General features: G+C 46.1%; 24 protein-coding genes. 13 read left to right on the top strand and 11 right to left on the bottom strand.

Features of this window, described 5'->3' with window-relative positions; genetic code table 11:
• Positions 1 to 30: 30 nt before the first annotated feature.
• On the bottom strand, positions 31 to 933 hold the full coding sequence (locus FSB75_RS16555) for a peptidase associated/transthyretin-like domain-containing protein (protein WP_146789761.1): 903 nt from the start codon (positions 931 to 933) through the stop codon (positions 31 to 33).
• Between the two features lie 6 nt (positions 934 to 939).
• Positions 940 to 1,884, bottom strand: coding sequence for a UDP-3-O-(3-hydroxymyristoyl)glucosamine N-acyltransferase (locus tag FSB75_RS16550; protein WP_146789759.1), 945 nt, complete (start codon positions 1,882 to 1,884; stop codon positions 940 to 942).
• A gap of 461 nt (positions 1,885 to 2,345) precedes the next feature.
• Here FSB75_RS16550 and FSB75_RS16545 point away from each other — a divergent pair, with 461 nt between their 5' ends.
• The 5 genes from FSB75_RS16545 (at position 2,346) to FSB75_RS16525 (ending at position 6,521) form a co-directional block, all read left to right on the top strand.
• Entirely contained in the window at positions 2,346 to 3,221 is an 876-nt protein-coding gene (locus FSB75_RS16545) for a YicC/YloC family endoribonuclease (RefSeq protein ID WP_146789757.1), read from the top strand.
• An 80-nt stretch (positions 3,222 to 3,301) separates the two neighbouring features.
• Positions 3,302 to 3,799, top strand: coding sequence for a gliding motility lipoprotein GldH (locus FSB75_RS16540; RefSeq protein ID WP_146789755.1), 498 nt, complete (start codon positions 3,302 to 3,304; stop codon positions 3,797 to 3,799).
• Positions 3,800 to 3,801: 2 nt separating this feature from the next.
• Complete coding sequence (locus FSB75_RS16535) at positions 3,802 to 4,770, top strand: sensor histidine kinase (protein ID WP_146789753.1); 969 nt, start codon at positions 3,802 to 3,804, stop codon at positions 4,768 to 4,770.
• Position 4,771: 1 nt separating this feature from the next.
• Positions 4,772 to 5,479 carry a response regulator transcription factor gene (locus FSB75_RS16530; RefSeq protein WP_146789751.1) on the top strand — a complete coding sequence of 236 codons (708 nt, stop codon included), beginning with the start codon at positions 4,772 to 4,774 and terminating at the stop codon, positions 5,477 to 5,479.
• A 244-nt stretch (positions 5,480 to 5,723) separates the two neighbouring features.
• Complete coding sequence (locus tag FSB75_RS16525; protein ID WP_146789749.1) at positions 5,724 to 6,521, top strand: hypothetical protein; 798 nt, start codon at positions 5,724 to 5,726, stop codon at positions 6,519 to 6,521.
• A gap of 202 nt (positions 6,522 to 6,723) precedes the next feature.
• Here the strand turns inward: FSB75_RS16525 and FSB75_RS16520 are convergent, their stop codons facing one another.
• The 3 genes from FSB75_RS16520 to FSB75_RS16510 form a co-directional block, all read right to left on the bottom strand.
• Entirely contained in the window at positions 6,724 to 7,371 is a 648-nt protein-coding gene (locus FSB75_RS16520; RefSeq protein ID WP_146789747.1) for an SdpI family protein, read from the bottom strand.
• Positions 7,372 to 7,376: 5 nt separating this feature from the next.
• A complete protein-coding gene (locus FSB75_RS16515) occupies positions 7,377 to 7,640 on the bottom strand; it encodes an autorepressor SdpR family transcription factor (protein WP_146789745.1) in 264 nt (87 codons plus the stop codon).
• 374 nt (positions 7,641 to 8,014) lie between these two features.
• The gene (locus FSB75_RS16510) at positions 8,015 to 8,677 is read right to left on the bottom strand and encodes a hypothetical protein (RefSeq protein ID WP_146789742.1); all 663 of its coding nucleotides are present in this window, start codon (positions 8,675 to 8,677) and stop codon (positions 8,015 to 8,017) included.
• A gap of 71 nt (positions 8,678 to 8,748) precedes the next feature.
• Here FSB75_RS16510 and FSB75_RS16505 point away from each other — a divergent pair, with 71 nt between their 5' ends.
• The 5 genes from FSB75_RS16505 to FSB75_RS16485 all read left to right on the top strand — a co-directional run bounded on the left by FSB75_RS16505 (position 8,749) and on the right by FSB75_RS16485 (position 14,459).
• On the top strand, positions 8,749 to 9,600 hold the full coding sequence (locus FSB75_RS16505) for a 3-hydroxyacyl-CoA dehydrogenase NAD-binding domain-containing protein (protein ID WP_146789740.1): 852 nt from the start codon (positions 8,749 to 8,751) through the stop codon (positions 9,598 to 9,600).
• Positions 9,601 to 9,669: 69 nt separating this feature from the next.
• On the top strand, positions 9,670 to 10,671 hold the full coding sequence (locus FSB75_RS16500) for an SDR family NAD(P)-dependent oxidoreductase (RefSeq protein WP_146789738.1): 1,002 nt from the start codon (positions 9,670 to 9,672) through the stop codon (positions 10,669 to 10,671).
• A 17-nt stretch (positions 10,672 to 10,688) separates the two neighbouring features.
• Positions 10,689 to 11,768 (top strand): carboxypeptidase-like regulatory domain-containing protein, encoded by a 1,080-nt coding sequence (locus FSB75_RS16495; RefSeq protein WP_146789736.1) that lies wholly within the window; start codon positions 10,689 to 10,691, stop codon positions 11,766 to 11,768.
• A 132-nt stretch (positions 11,769 to 11,900) separates the two neighbouring features.
• The gene (locus tag FSB75_RS16490; RefSeq protein ID WP_146789735.1) at positions 11,901 to 12,707 is read left to right on the top strand and encodes a class D beta-lactamase; all 807 of its coding nucleotides are present in this window, start codon (positions 11,901 to 11,903) and stop codon (positions 12,705 to 12,707) included.
• Positions 12,708 to 12,821: 114 nt separating this feature from the next.
• Positions 12,822 to 14,459 carry an ArnT family glycosyltransferase gene (locus tag FSB75_RS16485; RefSeq protein WP_146789733.1) on the top strand — a complete coding sequence of 546 codons (1,638 nt, stop codon included), beginning with the start codon at positions 12,822 to 12,824 and terminating at the stop codon, positions 14,457 to 14,459.
• Between the two features lie 211 nt (positions 14,460 to 14,670).
• Here FSB75_RS16485 and FSB75_RS16480 read toward each other — a convergent pair whose 3' ends face one another.
• The gene (locus FSB75_RS16480; protein WP_227990613.1) at positions 14,671 to 15,000 is read right to left on the bottom strand and encodes a hypothetical protein; all 330 of its coding nucleotides are present in this window, start codon (positions 14,998 to 15,000) and stop codon (positions 14,671 to 14,673) included.
• A 77-nt stretch (positions 15,001 to 15,077) separates the two neighbouring features.
• Here FSB75_RS16480 and FSB75_RS16475 point away from each other — a divergent pair, with 77 nt between their 5' ends.
• On the top strand, positions 15,078 to 15,821 hold the full coding sequence (locus FSB75_RS16475) for a DUF72 domain-containing protein (protein ID WP_146789731.1): 744 nt from the start codon (positions 15,078 to 15,080) through the stop codon (positions 15,819 to 15,821).
• A gap of 46 nt (positions 15,822 to 15,867) precedes the next feature.
• Here FSB75_RS16475 and FSB75_RS21855 read toward each other — a convergent pair whose 3' ends face one another.
• Both FSB75_RS21855 and FSB75_RS16465 read right to left on the bottom strand, forming a co-directional pair.
• The gene (locus FSB75_RS21855) at positions 15,868 to 16,176 is read right to left on the bottom strand and encodes a hypothetical protein (protein WP_172623191.1); all 309 of its coding nucleotides are present in this window, start codon (positions 16,174 to 16,176) and stop codon (positions 15,868 to 15,870) included.
• Positions 16,177 to 16,279: 103 nt separating this feature from the next.
• A complete protein-coding gene (locus FSB75_RS16465) occupies positions 16,280 to 16,807 on the bottom strand; it encodes a class IV adenylate cyclase (protein ID WP_146789729.1) in 528 nt (175 codons plus the stop codon).
• A gap of 140 nt (positions 16,808 to 16,947) precedes the next feature.
• Between FSB75_RS16465 and FSB75_RS16460 the strand changes: the two genes are divergently transcribed.
• Together FSB75_RS16460 and FSB75_RS16455 are read left to right on the top strand one after the other, a co-directional pair.
• Positions 16,948 to 17,775 (top strand): OmpA/MotB family protein, encoded by an 828-nt coding sequence (locus FSB75_RS16460; protein ID WP_146789727.1) that lies wholly within the window; start codon positions 16,948 to 16,950, stop codon positions 17,773 to 17,775.
• Between the two features lie 85 nt (positions 17,776 to 17,860).
• Positions 17,861 to 18,085: a hypothetical protein gene (locus FSB75_RS16455; RefSeq protein ID WP_146789725.1), complete on the top strand. Its 225-nt coding sequence runs from the start codon at positions 17,861 to 17,863 to the stop codon at positions 18,083 to 18,085.
• 7 nt (positions 18,086 to 18,092) lie between these two features.
• Here FSB75_RS16455 and FSB75_RS16450 read toward each other — a convergent pair whose 3' ends face one another.
• The 3 genes from FSB75_RS16450 to FSB75_RS16440 form a co-directional block, all read right to left on the bottom strand.
• Positions 18,093 to 18,422, bottom strand: coding sequence for a DUF5615 family PIN-like protein (locus FSB75_RS16450; RefSeq protein WP_146789723.1), 330 nt, complete (start codon positions 18,420 to 18,422; stop codon positions 18,093 to 18,095).
• On the bottom strand, positions 18,403 to 18,645 hold the full coding sequence (locus FSB75_RS16445; protein WP_146789721.1) for a DUF433 domain-containing protein: 243 nt from the start codon (positions 18,643 to 18,645) through the stop codon (positions 18,403 to 18,405). Before FSB75_RS16445 ends, FSB75_RS16450 begins: the two co-directional genes overlap by 20 nt.
• 129 nt (positions 18,646 to 18,774) lie before the next feature.
• Positions 18,775 to 19,191, bottom strand: coding sequence for a hypothetical protein (locus tag FSB75_RS16440; protein ID WP_146789719.1), 417 nt, complete (start codon positions 19,189 to 19,191; stop codon positions 18,775 to 18,777).
• Positions 19,192 to 19,272: the final 81 nt, after the last annotated feature.

Genomic DNA, 19,272 nt, shown 5'->3' with positions numbered 1-19,272 from the left:
AATCTTTTGCGTTCAAATTACGGCTTTCCGTTAAAACGGTTTTGGTGCGGCAGGAATTGCCGGCTTAAAGCTCTTTTGTTTTTTGTATTCCTCGTAAGCAATCTTGATGAAGAACTGGAAATCGTAATCCGACGTGCCGGCGGCAAAGGCAAAGGTGGGCCGGTATTTTTTCATGAAGTCCGAAAGCTCATCGTCTTTCTCAATGCCGGTCAAACGTTTCACCAGGCCTTTTGTAAAACGATGATCAACGAACTTGTCACGTTCCTCTTGCTCCAGCCGTTCGCGAAAACGCTCCATGCTTTTGTTTTTGCGAAACTGGAAAAGCCGGATGATCTCATCCAAATCAAAACCCACACCCGACGACGTAACAGAGGTCATGGTACTGAGCGAAGGCCGGTGAAAATTAAAAGCCTTTGCGTAGTCTTTTCGGTTCTGCGTTGAATCTTCTTTGTAGTTGCGGTTACGAATCTTTACTTCTCGCATCACATCAGATTTAAGGCGAAGCGCAATGTCAAACTGCGTGATGTCGGCAATTTTTAAAACCGGATATTTTGGCGTGGGCCTTCCCAAATACGAAAACCAGATGGAATCTTTTTCGGCTACGCCGATGGAATAAAAGCCCGTTGAATCCGTCATGGCTGTTTGTCCGCCGGTGCTGTGTACCGTTACCAGTTCAATGGGATAAATGCGGGAACTGTCCAATACGTGTCCTTTTACTTTGTATTGTGCGAAGCTCTTGCTTGCAAGCAGCAGCAGCGCAAGGCCTAAAACGGTTTTGATATAACGGGCGCAGGCTTTCACGTAAGGCGAGCAAGTAACAAAACTAAATGCAAACGCATTGGTAAAACAACAGCGGACAGATGGCAGATGACGGATGGCAGCGTTCGAAGCTTGACGTTCGATGTTCTTCGACCAAGTTCTGTCATCCGTCATCTGCCATCATTTCCCAAACGCTTTTTCCCAAAGCGCGGGAATGCGTTTTATCCAAACAAGTTCTTTCTTCTTCAGCATCGCATCTTCAGCCGGCGAACCAAAATATTTTTTGCCGCCTTCCAAACCCGCAGGCACACCGCTTTGTGCGTACACTTCGGCGCCTTTGCCAATGGTGAGTGTTTTGCTTACGCCAACTTGTCCCCAAAGAATTACATCGTCTTCAATCACCGTAGCGCCGGCAATGCCTACCTGCGCAGCAAACAAACAATTTTTTCCAACCACCGTATCGTGACCGATGTGAACAAGATTGTCAATTTTTGTTCCGGCGCCAATCACCGTATCGCCGCTTACCCCGCGGTCAATGGTGCAGTTGGCGCCAATCTCAACGGCATCTTCAATCACGACTCTTCCACAACTCAGCATCTTTTTATAGTGCACATCACGATTCGTTTTCTTGTTGTAATAAAAAGCATCGCTGCCAATCACCGTTCCGCTTTGAATGATGACATCGTTGCCAATGATGCAATGATCCATGATGACAACAGCCGGATGAATGACGGTGTTCTTCCCGATTTGCACGTGATGCCCGATAACAGCGCCGGGCATTACAATGCTGCCTTCGCCGATGCTGGCCGAATCGCTGACTGCTTTTTGTAAAGGCTCAAAAGGACGGTAATGACGCACAATAGTTTGATAGGCTTCAAAAGGTTCGTCAACGATGAGCAAAGCTTTGTTCGAAGGGAAGTCGGTTTCCTTATTAATGATGATATAGGTGGCCGCGGACTGAATGCATTTTTGATAATACTTCGGATGATCAACAAACACCAGGTCGCCTTCTTCTACTTTGTGAATCTCGTTTATGCCGGTTGCAGAACCATCGTCATTACCAACAATGCGGGCATTAATCAAGCTCCTGATTTCGCTTAACGGAACGGGTTTTTCAAAGCGCATTCAAAAAATTTTTTCAAAGGTAGGTGTACGTTGTCGTTTAAAACTTCTGCCATCGTTGTTGCGGCTTTTGCGGCTTCTCCTGTTTTAATCATTTGCTTCAAACGTTGATGACAACTGCGTTTGCCGCGATCGCCAAAAAGCGGTTTAAAAAAATGAAGTCACAAGTTTTAGTTTGTCATCATCGCAAAAGCATGTTTCAATTCACAGCGGCAACAAAAAAATGTGAATAAAAACTGCGCTAAAATTTTTTCGTTCGCAAAAAATCTTTTTAATATTGTGATGGGAAATTTAATTTCCCTTACTTACTAACCCATCTACATATTAAGCCTTGCCACAAGCGAGGCTTTTTTATTGGCTTTGCCGCAACGTAAAGGCTCCAACAATCGTCAATGTTCAGGAAGAACAAACGCAAACCTTTTTTGAAAAGACTAAATTTATCACTTCAATAAAAAAATCTGTACATGCTAAAATCAATGACCGGCTTTGGAAGAGCGGAACGGAGCGTAGGCGACAAGACCTTTTTAGTGGACATTAAATCACTCAACGGAAAACAGTTTGACCTGCAGTTGAAGATGCCGGCTTTTTTAAAACCGTTTGAATTCGACATCCGGAAGATCCTGTCCGAAAAGCTCGGACGCGGAACGGTTGATTGCACCATCAATCTAAAAGAAACCGGCAACGCCAAACCGGTTACCATCAATACCGATCTGGCTAAAGCTTATTTTAAACCGCTGGCCGCTTTGTCGCAGGAATTGAACCTTGATGCGACTTCGCTTTTAAGCACCATCATCAAACTTCCCGAAGTCATTACGCCAACAAGTGAAACGCTTACCGACGAAGAATGGAAACAGTTTACGGCTGTGATTGAAGCCGCCGTTGATGACTTAAACAACCACCGCCTCGACGAAGGCAAATCGTTGAAAGCTGATCTTGAACTGCGCATTGCCAATATTTTAAAACAACAAAAAGAAGTAGAGCGGCTGGAGCCTAACCGTAAACAAAAGATTCGCGACGGCGTCAAAAAACTGTTGGAAGAATACGTGGGCAAGGAAGCCTATGACGCCAACCGCCTGGAACAGGAATTGGTTTACTACATTGAAAAAATTGACATCAGCGAAGAGCAAGTACGACTGAAAAATCACTGCGATTATTTCACGTCGGTTCTTGCAGAGCCCGAAGAAAGCAAAGGCAAAAAGCTTTCGTTCATCTTACAGGAAATTGGCAGAGAGATCAACACCACCGGCGCCAAGGCTTACGACTCCACCATTCAAAAAAGCGTGGTGCTGATGAAGGATGAGTTGGAAAAAGCGAAGGAACAAGTATTGAACGTGCTGTAAGGATAGATGAAAGAAGACGGATGACAGAAGAGAATTTTTCAGTCATCCGTCATCCGTCTTCCTTTCTTTAGCTTTACGCCATGATCGTTTTCAAAAAGCTTCGCGGCTTCGTTTATTGTTTATTGCTAATTGCGCTTTGCGCATTCCTTTTTTCCTGCGACCGCATTAACCTGTACGAAAAAGTAGTTCCCGTTCCAAAGCATCAGTGGCAAAGCAATTTTAAACCGGAGTTTACCTTCACCATTAAAGACACGGCCGTTCCGTACCAGCTTTACTTTATTGTTCGGCACAACAACCAATACAAGTACAACAACGTTTGGGTTAACCTGTACGCAAAAGGCCCTGCCGATACGGTTCACAAATTTGTGTTGGAACTTCCGCTGGCCAACAAGGAAGGCTGGCTGGGCTCGGGCATGGACGATGTGTTTGAGCACCGCGTGGGCTTTGTGCTGGACCCGCAAAAATTCAGCTTTGACCGGGCCGGCGAATACAGTTTTACACTGGAACAAATCATGCGAGACGATCCCTTGCCCAACATCATGGACGTAGGCCTTCGTCTCGAAAAGAAAACGCCTTAGCGATGGTTCCCAAACAAAAGCTACGCGTCACTACCGTTGTTTATTGGGTGCTGCTGCTTTACATCATAGCAGCTTTTGCCTGGTGGGCTTTTTCCTTGCTGCAACAAAACCGTGAAATTCATACGCTGCTAAAAAAAAACTTACCCACGGCTTCAACCGATTATGCAATAAAAACAAAAGCCATCGAAGAAGCAGAAAAGCGTGGCATATATAAATACGTTGGCGAGGGCAGCGCTTTTCTTTTGCTCATTTGCGTTGGCGCCGTGTTTATTTACCGTTCGGTGCGGCAGCAGTTTCGCTTGCAGCAACAACAGCAAAACTTTGTGATGGCCGTGACGCACGAATTAAAAACGCCTATCGCAGTGGCACGCCTGAATCTGCAAACCCTGCAAAAGCACCAACTGGAAGAAGAGAAGAAAAAGAAACTGCTGCAGGCCACCTTGCAGGAAACCTTGCGGCTTGATACACTCATCAACAACATACTCATTGCCTCACAACTGGAAGACCACGCTTACCACATTACGAAAGAAGAATTGGATTTTTCGGAACTGGTGAAAGATGCAGTGAAAGCTTTTGAAGTACGGTATCCCGAACGTTTGCTCCAGGCTTTGATTCAAGACGATGTGACTATTAACGGAGATGCAACCTTGCTGAAACTCTTGTTGAGCAATTTACTGGAAAACGCAAATAAATATTCGCCAAAGGATAAACGCGTTGACTTGCATCTTGCACAAAACGACAACGCTGTTTTCTTAGAAGTGGTGGACGAAGGCACAGGCATTCCGGACGAAGAAAAGAAAGCCGTGTTTAAAAAATTTTACCGCATTGGCAACGAACAAACCCGCAAAACGCAAGGCACGGGTTTGGGTTTGTACATCTGCCAAAAAATTGCTGAAGACCACGGCGGCGAAATAACGGTGAAAGACAATCTGCCAACAGGCAGTAAATTTATTGTTCAATTTTACGGATGATATGATTGACCCGAACAAACCATCGATTTTGTTGGTGGAAGACGAAGAGAACCTGCACGAAAGTTTAAAGCTGAATCTTGAACTGGAAGGCTATCAAATTACATCGGCTTTTGACGGCGTGCAAGCCATGAAGGCCGTGCAGAACGAATACTTTGACCTCATCATCATGGATGTTATGCTGCCCGAAATGGACGGCCTCAGCGTTACACAAAACATTCGCTTAACCAATACCGAAGTGCCCATTTTAATCCTGAGCGCAAAAGACAGCAGCGCCGATAGAGTAACGGGTTTAAAAAAGGGTGCGGATGATTATTTGACCAAGCCGTTTAATTTGGAAGAACTGCTTTTGCGTGTGCAAAAGCTCATTCAAAAGGCCAAGCGTTTGCAGGACAAATCATTCGTAGGCGAAACCTACAGTTTTGGCGGCAATACGGTTGACTTTAAAGCGCAGCAGGCCACTACCCTTCGCGGCGAGAAAATAGATTTAAGCAAGAAGGAAGCGATGCTTTTAAAGCTGCTCGTCGAAAACAAAAACGAAGTAGTGCCGCGGGAAAAAATTTTGCAATCGGTTTGGGGCTATAATGTTTATCCCACCACAAGAACGATTGATAATTTCATTTTAAGCTTTCGCAAGTATTTTGAAGAAGACAGCCGCAACCCTAAATATTTTCATTCGGTAAGAGGTGTGGGATACAAATATGCGGAGTAAGCTTGCGTAACCGATTCTGTTCTTCCACACTTCCTGTGCCTTCTCTTTATTTCGTGACTTGGATTGAAAATTGCATTAAAGGAATGGCTGGCTTGCCCGGCTTAGCCTCGTGGCAGATTTGTTTTACTTTTGATTTAGCCTTCTCTTTTGAAAAACCACTAACGCTGCCCTCTGTCAACCGACTGCTCCAATCTTCTATTCAAAAGACCCCGTAAACCGGAAAGCTGCGAAAAAACACTGGCCTATGCGAATTAATTTTACGCTGCTTTTTCTTGCTTTGTTTTTTACGGTTTCCGCGCAAGACCTTACGGACTCGTTGAGCAAGTACAGTTATCTCATTCAGGCAAAAAAGGCCGGCAGTCAAATGCAGGCAACAGGCTTTTTTGCCCGCTACCAGCATCGGTTGTTTTTTGTAACCGCCGCGCACTGCATCACCGGCTGGGACCCTTTTCAGTTTCGGAAGATTGACAACTTTCCCGACACCTTGTTCATCCGCACGTCGAACGACACGAGCCGGCTTCATTACCTGCCCTTGCCCGTGGCCGACATCAAACGCAGCACGCAGCCTTTTCATGATTACGATGCCCCGGATGTTTTTGTTGTTGAAATAAAGAACGCCAAAAACTATCCCGTGTACTCCGTAGAAAAATATTTTGGCGAAAGGGTGCGTTGCGAAACGGCAAAGACCATCTGGGTTTTTGGTTATCCGCGCAATGCGGGCTACAACGATTACTTCACCGACCGGCAGCAGCCCTTTTCGTGCACCGCGCTGTTGGGCGAAGCTTATTGCTTTTATCCTTTCCGGCCAGAAACAAGGCGGCCCGACCAACTCCATTACTTCACGTCTTTTAAAGACAGTATAACCGGACCGGGACTTTCCGGCGCGCCGGCTTACATACTTACCGAAAATAAGCACATTGTATTTGGCGGTCTTTACATTGGCGGCGGCGATAAAGCGCTGCGCAACGGCATGGTGGTGCGGCCCGAATACGTGATTGATAAAATCACGGCAGAAATTAACGGCAGAACGGCGAGCCGGTGAAGAAGATATTGCGATATTGAGTGATTGAGTGAATGAGTTACTCTGTTATTCGCCACAATCAAAATATCGGAATATCGCAATACCCTAATACCATATTATCGAGTGCATCTCCTTACTATCCATTCCATTCCGGCAAACAGGCTATTGCTGTAGCCCAATGTTTCTACTGCTGCTCTACTTTTTACAAATTAAACCCGGTGAACTAAAATCCTTTTTTATACAAGCGGTAAGAATAAACGACCGGGATGAAAACCATCACCACGATAACAACAATAAAGAAGATGAACGAAGCCGGTGGTTTTAAAAACAAGCACACCACCGCAATCAGCAAACCACCGGCAAACCAAAGCTTGCCGCCGAGTTGATGAGTGCGCCGCCAGTTTTCGTCGTTGTTCAACGTCCAGGGCAGGCGAATGCCCGCAAAATAATTGGGCTTGATGTGGTTCATGTAATTGCCGATAAAGGCAAACATCAATCCCAGTAACGGAAACAAAAAACTTTGAATGGTTGTGCCGCCTTTTGCTGAGTTCAGGATGAGAAAGTTAAGGGCCGCAATAAATATTACCGTACCCCCTGCCAGCTTTTGAAAGGTGGCCGATTGCGCCGCATCTTTTCGTTTGGGATCGAAGCGGTGCAAGTTGATGAGCAGGAAATAGACGACTATCGAAACGACGGCAAGAATGCCTGTTGTTAACCACAGTTCATCTTTGTCGCCAAGGCGGTCGGGTTTCATATCAGCACCGAAATGTACCGGCACCGTTTGCGGCATCGAAGGCCAGATCAGGAGCAAATAAACTGCGGGCAAAAGCGCAACCAAAACAACGATCCAAGGGAGGAGATTCTTTTTCATGTTGCTTATTTCTTTTTGGCTTTAAACTGCACGAACCATTGCGCAATTTCATCCACTACCGTTGTGTTTAAGGAGTAGTAAATAAATTGCCCCTGCTTCACCGCTTCCACCAAACCGGCCTGCTTCAACAAATCCAGGTGATGCGAGATGCTCGGCTTGGAAATGGAAAACCGGTCGGCAATTTCGCCGGCAGTTTTGTCGCCGTCTTTCAGCAGCGAGAGAATCTCTCTTCGCGTGGCATCGTTCAGGGCTTTGAAAAGAAGGTTCATGTTTATGGACGACAGAGGAAAGATGACAGATGACAGAAGGAAATGTTGGCCATTGTTCGTTGTTCGTCTCGTCGGTCAACGTCCAACAATCAACGAACAACACCGTCATCCCTCACCCAACATCTGTCAACTTATTTAGACAAATATCTAAATACTTTTGCCGCCGTTTCAACTCTTTTTGACCAACCGGCTTTTTCGCGGGACGTTTTGGCGAAGAAAATTTCGAAATTGTCTAAGCGGCTTTGTGTTTTGGCTTTCTTTTTTCATCTTGCGGGTCTAAACCAATATCCATGCAAGAATTGTTTACACAACACTCGCTCAAAACGGCACTCAAAGTTGCCCTTGTCGTTACCCTGCTTTTTGTACTGGTTAATTTAGCCTAAATCTCTTTCGCCCGAAGGACCAGCCGGAAATTCCGATTGGTCGCCGGGGTTCTTAAGGTCCAATTGCGGCGCGGCTTGCGGCGGCAGATCGCCTGTGGCAACAAGCTCTTTTTGCTTGTAACTGAAAAAGGCGGAGGCAAGAAAGCTTAGCAAACAAAGAAAGAACCAGACGGTAAAATCTACCGAGACTTTCATCATCCCGGAGAAGCCATTTACGTCCGTGTTATTTTCGCTCTTCAGTTGACTGCTTACGTCGGATTTTACCTGGATCATCAGGACGATTAACGCAACGGCGCCGGCCACACCCAAAAGCAATTCCAGTTGGTTAAAAGGCGTTTTCTTGGTAAGCGAAACCGCAAGTCCGCCAATTCCCAAAAGCAAGGCAATCACCGCAAACGCATATACTTTTCCCTTCTCCTCTCTCCTGTTTATTTTGGTATCGGGGCTGTCGTACTGCCCAAGAACCTGCGTCATGTTTTCAAAATCACCGCCCACCTTCGGCGCAGATCCGGTCACCATGTTCAACCCACTCAGGTGCGCAACCGAAGCGCCGTTGCATTTGATTTCGGCAAAAGGCAGAAGAAACAACAACACACCAACGGCAAAACTGACGGTGGTTAAACGGGGCGTTGCATAAAAGCTGTTGGCGGCCATACAAAACGATTTTGGTATCGGTAAGTTAATTCGTTTTGCGCTGCCCGTTACATTTGCCTCAACATTTTCGCATGAAAAACATTTGCGTTTGCGGGGCCGGCACCATGGGCAGCGGCATTGCACAAGTTTCTGCGGCAGCGGGATTCAATACCGTTTTGTTTGATGTGGCCGAAGCCGCGGTGCAAAAGGCAGAAGAAAAACTTCGCGGCGATTTAGCTGCGCTTGTCGGCAAAGGAAAGCTGACAGAGGAAAAGAAAGATGCCATTCTTTCTAAACTTCAGTTCACGGCTGACACAACACAGTGCAAAGCCGATGTAATCATCGAAGCCATTGTAGAAAAGCCAGAAATAAAAATTGCTTTGTTTAATCAACTGGCCGACATCAATTCACCACAAACCATCTTCGCTTCCAACACGTCATCGCTTTCTATTTCGGCTTTGGCCAAAGAAATAAAAAACCCCGAACGTTTTGCCGGCCTTCACTTCTTCAATCCCGCTCCCGTTATGAAATTGGTGGAAGTGGTAAAAGGCGAACGAACATCAGCGGAAACAATGCAACGATTGCTTGAGTTGACAAAGGCTTTTGGCAAAATGCCGGTGGTTTGCAAAGATTCGCCGGGCTTTGTTGTAAACCGCGTGGCAAGGCCTTATTACATTGAGGCCTTGCGGCTGGTGGAAGAAGGCAAAGCCGATTACGCCACCGTTGACCGTTTGTTGGAAGGCCTTGGTTTTAAGATGGGGCCGTTCAAACTCATGGACCTTATTGGCAATGACGTAAACTACGCCGTGAGTTGTTCGGTCTACGAACAATTGAACAAACCCGAACGGTTAAAACCGTCTTACTTGCAAAAAGAAAAAGTAGAGGCTTCTCATCTTGGTAAAAAAAGCGGAAAGGGCTACTATGATTATTCGTTGATTGGTTGACCGGTTTGTTAAAGGTTTCATCCTACTTTCGTTCGTTCGCTTTACCAATCAACTGATCAACCATTCAACATGATCCTCGTTACCGGCGGCACGGGTTTTCTCGGCTCATACATCATTAAAAATTTAGTAGAGAAGGGCCATGCAGTCCGCGCCATCCGCCGTTCGTCAAAACTTCCGTTTTTTATTGATCAAAAGATTTGGGAGAAAGTAGAATGGGTAGAAGGCGATGTGCTGGACGTGGTATCGCTTGCCGAAGCGATGAAAGGAATTGATGCGGTGATTCATTCCGCAGCGGTTGTTTCGTTTACAAAAGACAAGCGCAAGGAAATGTATGCCGTAAACGTTGACGGCACGACCAACGTGGTGAACGCTGCGCTGGAAAGCGGCGTACGGCGTTTGCTGCACGTAAGTTCGGTGGCCGCGTTGGGGCGCACGACAAAAGCCTCCACCGTTACCGAAGAAAAAACCTGGGAAGAGAACAAGAACAACACGCATTACGCCGTCACCAAGCACCGCGCCGAAATGCACGCCTGGCGCGGCTTTGCCGAAGGCCTTGAAGGTGTCGTCATCAACCCGAGCACCATTCTTGGTTACGGCAACTGGCACCAAAGCAGTTGCGCCATTTTTAGAAATGCCTACAAAGGCTTTCCCTGGTACACCAAAGGTGTTAATGGTTTTGTGGGCGTGGAAGATGTTGCCGAAGTTGCTGTGCAATTATTGCTTTCCGACATGACCGAAAGACGGTTTATTGTAAACACCGAAAACCGCAGCTTTCAATCTCTTTTGAATGAAATGGCAAAGGGCTTTGGTAAAAAACCGCCGCACCGCTATGCCGGCCCGGCTATGAGCGAAGTAGCGTGGCGGATGGAGAAAGTAAAATCCATCCTCACCGGCAGCAAGCCTTTGCTTTCAAAAGAAACCGCGAAAGTGGCGCACAGCCAAACCTCGTTTGACAACACCGCCTTGCGAAATGAACTGCCAAACTTTAGCTTTACGCCGCTTGACGTCGTGATAAAAAAAGCCTGCGCCCAATACGAGCAGGCAATGAAACAAGGCCTTTTAACGTTGTAAACCTTTGCGATCATCTTATGAAAAAACCAATCCTCCTCCTTCTTCTCTTTTTCTTTGCCTTTTTGTTTTCGTTTGCGCAAGGCGTTATCAGCGGAACCGTAGTAGATGCCGAAACAAAACAGCCACTCGAAGGCGCATCAGTGTTTGCGCAAAATACCACCAAGGGGACGTTGACCGGTAAAGACGGAACGTTTCACCTGCGGCTTGATAAAGGCGGTTATGAAATCAACGTCACCTTTACCGGCTACGCCAGCAAAACCATTAACCTTGAACTTACCGGAGACCGGACCTTCAATCTTGAATTGCAAAAAGGCGACAACACATTGGGTGAAGTAATTATTAAGAACACGGCTGAAGTGCCGGATGGCTGGGCAAAATACGGCGACTTTTTTCTGAAGCATTTCATTGGCGCCACGCCAAACGGTGATAGTTGCACGCTGCTCAATCCGCAGGCATTAAAATTTTTGTATTTCAAACGAAACGATCGCTTAAAAGTATTGGCCACCGAACCGCTGCAAATTCAAAACAGGACTTTGGGCTACAACCTTCGCTACGAACTTGATTCCTTTGTTTTCTTCTTTAAAACGGCCCTGAATTCATATCGCGGCAAGTGCTTGTTTTTGCCAATGGAAGGCGATTCAGTGCAACAAGCGATGTGGCAACAAAAACGAAAGGAAACCTATCAAGGCTCGCGGCTTCACTTCCTTCGTTCCTATTTTGATAGCACTTTGGCGCAGGAAGGTTTTGCCGTTGACTTGTACAAGCCGTCGAAATACGAGCCCTTTGCCACACTGAAAAATCCGTACGATACCGCTTATTATTTTTTCAACGATACGACCGCAACGGCCGAACTCTATTTCCCGGTAAAAGCCAGCATTACCTACACCAAAAAAGCACCGGAGAAAAGATACCTGCAGCAACAAGGCTTGCCGCTTGACGTGCCGCGGCAAATTTCTTACGTTGATTTAAGCGACGGCATTTTGATAAAAGCCAACGGTTATTTTACCGATCAAAAAAGTTGGGTAAACCAGGGTTACTGGAGTTGGAAAAACCTGGCGGATCAATTGCCATATGATTACGAGTTAGATGACAGATGAGAGATGACGGATGATAGAGAATGGTAAGTTGAATGACGAAAGGACTGCTGCCCAAGCCAGGTAGCAAATCCCGATAATCCTTTCTCAATCCCGGCAATCTGCGGTTAGCTTTGCGGCAAAATTTTTTTCTTCATGCGCTTTCTTTTTTTTGGCCTGATTGCTTTTGTACTTGCGGCCTGTTCGCCCAACAACGTAACAACCGATAATTCGTTAAAAAAATATTTCGACGAGCAAAAGTCCGACGGCTGCTTTGCCCTGTTTAACAACGGCACCGGGCAATTCACCATCTACAATCTTGCGCGGTATCGCGACAGCGCCTTTCTTCCGGCTTCCACCTTTAAAATTATTAATGCACTTGTTGGCCTGCAAACCGGCATCATTACCAACGACAGCATGGTGATTAAATGGGACGGCAAAGTTCGCGACGTGCCCGAATGGAACCAGGACCTGAGCATGTACCGCGCCTTTCGCGTTTCGGCCGTTCCCTACTTCCAGGAGGTGGCACGGCGTATCGGCAAAGACACGATGCAACATTGGCTTGACTCGCTTTCTTACGGCACAAAAAAAATCAAATCGGCCATTGATACGTTTTGGCTGGACAACAGTTTAAAAATTACTCCCGACGAAGAACTGGGCGTGGTAAAGCGGCTTTATTTTAACCAGCTTCCTTTCTTCAATACCTATCAACTGATGGTGAAGAAAGCGATGCTGTTTGAAGACAAGCCGAAGTACATGCTTTCGTACAAAACCGGTTTGGGCTACAAAGCCGACGGTACGCCGCTGGCCTGGGTTGTGGGTTGGATTGAAGAAAACCGCCACCCGTATTTTTTTGTGCTGAACATGGAAACAAAAGACAAAAGCATCAACCTGAAAGAAGCCCGCATGACCGTGCTTCGAAACATTCTGACGCAGTTGAATTTCTTTAAAGGAGAAATGTAGTTCAGTTGGCCGTTGTTCGTTTATTGTTGATCGAAATACCGCGATAACGAACAACGGCCAACAATCAACGACCAACGGTTTCTCTCCTACTTTCGCAAAACCATTCGTGCAGCAATGATTTTTTCCCGTGCGCAATACGCTTTGTTCTTTGGCCTGCTGGCCGTTGTGTACATCCTCGGCTTGTTTGTGCCGCTAATGGACAACGACTCGGCGCACCACGCCAACATTGCCCTGCACATGTACCTTACCGGCGATTACGTAAGCCTTGTTGACAACGGCAAAGATTACCTCGACAAACCGCACCTTCATTTCTGGCTGGCCGCTTTCAGTTATTCGGTGTTTGGCGTAACGGGCTTTGCCTACAAGCTTCCGTCGTTTTTGTTTACAGTTCTCGGCACGTATTCCACTTATCGTTTGGGAAGAACCTTGTACAACGCTGAAGTTGGAAGACTGTCTGCGCTCATTGTGGCTTCGGCTTTTGCTTACATGCTTGCCAACAACGATGTCCGCATGGATGCCATCTTAACAGCCTGCGTGGCCTTTGCTACCTGGCAGTTGGTAGATTGGGTGAACACCAAAAAGTTGCTGAATGTCATCGGTGCAGCATTGGGTCTTGCGCTGGGCTTTTGCACCAAAGGACACATTGCGGTTCTCACGCCAGCCATTGGCACTTTGTTTTACATTCTTTACAAAAAAGACTGGCGAAGCTTTTATCATTGGCAACTGCTTGTTCTCTTTCTTGCGTTTGGTGTTTTTATTTCACCCGTTGTTTATTGTTATTACTTGCAGTACGATCTGCATCCCGAAAAAATCATTCGCGGCAAAGGCGGCCGCTCCGGTGTGCAGTTTATTTTGTGGAAACAAAACTTTGAACGCTTCCAGGGCGATTCGTTTGGCGCCGACGCCAAGAACGATTACTTCTTTTTCTTTCACTCGTTTTTGTGGGCCTTTGCGCCGTGGAGCATTCTTTCTTTCGTAGCTTTTTTCAACCGCGTAAAAACCTTTTTTACCCGCAGACAGGAGTGGCTGACAACGGCCACGTTTGCAACGATGGCTTTGCTCATTACCTTCTCGGGCTTTAAGCTGCCGCATTATCTCAACATCATGTTTCCGGCTGCGGCCGTGCTTACGGCTTTTTATTTACTGGAGAACGAACAAAAGCGAAGAAATGGGAAAGCATTGCTGATTGTGCAAGCAGTTCTTTGCGTTTTGCTTTTGCTGTTGGCCGGTGCAATTAACGTGTGGGCCTTCCCCGCCAGAAACGTTTTGGTAATTGGAGGCTTTTTGCTTTTGCTGGCAATCACTGTTTTTATTCTTCTTCGCCTGCGCAGCCGCTTGCAAAAAATTGTTGGTGCATCGGTTGTTACGATGCTGCTACTTTTTTATTTGCTCAACACCAATTTTTACCCGCAGCTTTTGCGCTACCAGGCAGGCAACGAACTGGCTTTTGCTACGAAGGAAAAAGTGGATGCGAAACGGGTTTGGTTCTGGCCCAATGTGTATAGTTCGTCCTATTGTTTTTACACGGCGGAACTGCGAAAAGAATTTACCGGCTCCGTACTCAATCAGCCTTCGCCGGTTTGGATCATGACCGACAACAACGGCTTTAACGACCTCAAGCAAAAAGGCTTGCCGGTTTTGCAAACCATTCAGCACGCCGACTACGAGATTACGATGTTGCAACTTCCCTTTCTTAATCCCGCCACGCGGCAAAAGGAACTGAACCGGATGCTTCTTGTAAGAGTGAAGTGAGCAGCAGGAGTTAAGGGTTATGAATTAAGAGTTATGAGTTATGAGTTGTGCGTGAAGCGTAATAAGCACGGGTTATTAAATAAATGCAAGTGTGTTAATTCAATTCCTAACTCTTAATTCATAACTCTTAACTCTCTCCGTTGCCAATAAAAAATGCGCCTGACCGATGACGCATTTTTTGGTGAACTAAGCAATTAAAATTGGCGAATTGTCACCGAATAAAGGGCCGGATGGAGAGTGCTGCTTTGTTGCGTTTAAAATAAAGAAGCACCCAGCTTATAGTAAACGTAGGGATAAAATCAAGACCGGGGATCAGCTCTTCCACAAAGGAAAATACGCCGCCCAAAAAACCCTTGCGGAAACCGAACATTCGCCAGTAAAGAAAGGCGGAAATGGGCGCCCAGATAACCTCTCCGGCAACGGGAATTAAAATAACCGCGCTGCCAATGGCGTCCATCAACAAACAGGAAAGCAGCGACGGTAGCGGCTTTTGGTTTTCTACCAAAACTGCGGTTGACCTTTTACGGGGGAGCAATTTCATTGATTGGGTTTTTCATTTTTATTGACGATGCGCAAAGGCCGGACGTTGTATGGCCCGAAATTTTTTTTGTTAAGACTGTGAAAGAAAGAATTCACGTTGGCACATCGGGCTGGAGTTACAAACACTGGAAGGCTGTTTTCTACCCGCAGGGCTTGTCGGCAACAAAGTGGCTGCCCTTTTACGCCGAGCACTTTTCCACTACTGAAATCAACGGCAGCTTTTACCGTTTGCCTTCCGAAGAAACGGTGCAAAAATGGACCGGGCAGGTGCCGGACGATTTTCTTTTCTGCCCCAAGATGAGCCGCTACCTCACGCACATGAAAAAGCTGAACGATCCAGAAGAGCCGCTTGAACGTTTCTTTTCTGTATTTGAAACGATGCAGAAAAAGATGGGGCCAGTGTTGATACAATTACCGGCCGTCCTACGTTTTCACCACGATGCAACCGAACGTTTTTATGCCTTGTTGCAAGAGCGTTATCGCCGCTATCAATTTGTAATGGAAGTGCGCCACGAAAGCTGGCTCCAAGAGATGAGCTTAACACTGATGGCCAAGTACAACATTGGCCTGGTGATTTCACAATCGGGCAATTTCTTTCCGTATTCCGAAATGGTGACGGCGAAAAACATTTACGTTCGTTTTCACGGGCCGGCCGAGTTGTATGCTTCTGCTTACAGCGATGAAGCCCTGCAAAGCTTTGCCCGCAAGTTTCTAACCTGGGCAGGAGAAGGCCACAACGTATGGGCTTATTTCAACAACGACATTGGCGCACACGCCGTGCGGGACGCAGAGCGCTTGCTTCGGTTATTGGGCCAAAAATAAAAAGCCGCACCCGTGGGTGCAGCCTTTTAAAAGAATAGACTACTGATTAAAGGTCGTCATCATCTTCGTCTTCATCAAGGTCGTCATCGGTGTCTAACACCAGGTCATCATCGTCTATTTCTTCAGGGTCGGCATCATCATCCTCGATGTCCACTTCATACTCTTCTTCATTGCCTTCGGCTTCGTCGTCATCGCCCAAGACCAAATCATCTTCCGTGTCCGCGTCATCATCGTCGTCGTCATCGTCTTCCTCGGGGAAATAATGTCCGTTCACTTGCAGCGTATCTTCTTTTAACAGGTCGTCAACCGTTACATTGGACAACTCCGGTTCGGAAAATCTATTTTCTTTTTTCATAGCCTGCTTTTGAAAGAGTACTTAAAAAGCTATGCCAGAAAATGGCTATTGCTTAAGGATTGGAAAGTCAGTGCCTTAAGTTTTTTGACAACAAAAAAGGCAGTCAGGCGAGTGAGGATTTTTTTGCCAGCAGCATGTCGCTGTACGATCCGGCCATAAAATCATCGGCTGTAACGTTCAACAGGTTTTGGTAATGCAGGCATTGCTCTTTCAGTTTGTCCAGCCCAATGCTTCCGTCTTTGTCAATGGCCTCTACTTCTACAAACTGGCCAAGGCCCTCGACGTTATCAAAATGAAACTTTACGTTGTTGATGAAATAGATTTTGCGCCGCTTGTCCACAACGGCTTTAACGCCGAGTGATTGCGCAAGAATTTGTTTCAGCGCCTCGTCCGGTTTATGTTGGTAAAGCATTACGTTCGATTGCTTAGCTGCGGCCGTGTTTGTTCGTTCGTAAAAAATCAGGGCGTGTTCAATGGTGCCTTCGCGCAATTTTAAACGGCCGTTTGCAACGTTGAAGTACGTGTCAGTCTGGTGATCTTCGCCAACGAACAAAGGCTTTTGCTGCAAGAGTATTTTTTCTGCGGCAGCAATATCCCGGAGCCTTGCTTTAAATTCAAAATTGATGTGCATGAAGCAATTTAGTTGATTCGTTGATTCGTTGACTTGTTAACTGGCAAAAGCCTCGTTCACTATTCAACCAATCAACTTATCAACGAATCAACTAACCACAATGGCATAATTTTTAAGACCTTTGCACAAAACCCTTACCGATGAAGTTCGTTTACAACAGTCTCATCTTTTCCGCATTGGTACTTTGTTTTTCATCCTGCGTTTCGCAGAAAAAATATCAAGAAGCTTTAAGTCGCGAACAAAGTCTGATGAGCCAAAGCACGCAGCAAGCCGATGAAATCGTTCGTTTGAAAGGACAGATTGAAAACCTGCAAAAAGACAATGCCCGCCTCATTGGGCAAATTGACGAAGCGCTGAAAAAATACTCGCAGGCAAGCGGCCAGGCCAACCTTACACAAAAGCAACTGGAAGCCGAACAACAACGTTTGCTTGACTTGCGCAAGCTGTTGCAACAGCAAAGCGAGGCGGTAGAAAACCTGCGCAAGAAAATGGCCGATGCGCTGACCGGCTTTAATTCTAACGAACTGACCGTGTTCACCAAGAACGGCCGTGTGTACGTGAGCCTGCAGGAAAGTTTGTTGTTCCCTTCGGGCAGCGCGGTGGTAAACGAAAAAGGCAAGCAGGCGCTGGCAACTTTAGCGCAGGCATTAAACAACAGTCCTGATATTAACGTGGTGGTAGAAGGCCATACCGATTCCATTCCCATCCGCAAAACATTTGAAGACAACTGGGCTTTGAGCGTGGCAAGAGCAACGTCTATCGTTCGGTTGCTTACGAATACCTACGCGGTTGATCCAACAAGAGTGACCGCATCGGGCCGCAGTTATTTTGAACCGGTGGACACCAACAGCACGCCGGAAGGCCGCCAGCGCAACCGCCGCACCGAGATTATTCTGGCACCCAAGCTTGACCAGATTTTGCAACTGTTGCAACAATCAAAAGCCGCGACCGAGCCGGGAACGAATTAGTCAGGAGACAGGAGATAGAATTCAGGAGACAAGAGGGACACGCCAATGGCGTGTCCTGTTTCGTTAAACACAAAACCGCATCATCATGGAAGATCTTTTTTGGACAACGCTTTCGCTCAACGGCCGGCAGGAAGAATACCACATCATTTTTGAAAACGAGATGTATTGCTTTATTCCGAAAGGATCTTCGAAGGCGGAGTATTGTTTTCGTCGCGGCCATGATGAGTGGTTGGCCGTGAATGAAGAATCAGAGCAGGTAAAAGATGGTGCGGTGGAAGCGTTGGAGAAGTATTTGATGCGGCAGCATTGAGGGTGTTTCATTCTTCCCTTATTACTATCGCACCTTTGAAAAGATTTCCTTTCTGTAAATGCTTTTCAACCTTAGCCGAAAGTCCTGTAAGCATTGCATAGGTATTGTTGGCTGCCGAAAGAACAAAGACAGTGAGTGGATGTTTCTGAAAATTTTGTTGGTGCTGCAAATTTTTATCGAAGGTTAGTAAGGCATCAAAACCGTTGTCAATCATCAACTGCATTAACCGGCCGTTTTTAATTCCGTTCCAACCTTGTTCTCTTACTGTAAAAACTTCATGTTCTGGAAAGTCCGCCTTTAAGCGTTTGGGAAGATTTTCATCCAGTAGCAGTTTCATACAACGTTGCCAAGTTTTTAGCGGTCAAAAATTTGTTCGCAACTTCCAATACGGCAACTGCTTGCTCTTTTGTAACGCCGGGAAAATCGTCGAGGAACTCATTGAGTGAAACACCGGCTTCCAAATGGTCAAACAAGGTTTCAACAGGAACACGGGTTCCTTTAAATACCGGTTGGCCGCCTAAAATTTCCGGGTCAATTGTAACAAGTTCATTAAGAAGCATGGAATGAAGTTACAAAATTCTTTTCGGGGCTTTTGTTGCAAACAAAAGTCGGCTCTCTGAAATTGTAAAGAACATGAAGGTTAGCGAGGACTTCATAAGCCGTCCATTTGTCAATACTTTCTATGCCGATTATTTTTTATGCAACCACGCTGTGTCAGTGTACGTGTACATTTTACCCTTCGGTGTGCTGAGCGAGCCAGAAAAAACATAGTAGTTCTTTGTGACTTGTAAAATTGTAAACGTAGCTGTAGATTTTCTGTAAAAGGCTTCTTGTTCCTTCGATTCTATTTTTCCGCCTGAAATGTATTGCGTTGTGTTCGTACAATTAGATATCCATTTTACTCTCCAATAAGAAGTTGTTCCTGCTCTTAGGTTCGTTTCTGTTTGAAGCGTGTCCTTCCGAATAATCAAATAATGTTCTTTGCCATTCGCAGGATAAATGTGAAATGTTCCGTTTCTCACATCAGCACAGCCTAACTTTTTTTCTTTACAGAAAGGTGCCAAAAAGCTTTGAAGAAAGGCAAAAAGGAGAAGAAATATTTTCATAGTTATCACTAACAATTGGCTGCTTTCGGACTCCGGCTTACATTATATCCACGAATTTCCTTGTTCCAAACATAAGTAAGT

This window comes from Flavisolibacter ginsenosidimutans, assembly GCF_007970805.1.
GTDB lineage: Bacteria > Bacteroidota > Bacteroidia > Chitinophagales > Chitinophagaceae > Flavisolibacter > Flavisolibacter ginsenosidimutans.
The sequence above is the reverse complement of the archived record's forward strand: the minus strand, read 5'-3'. Positions and strand labels throughout refer to the sequence as shown.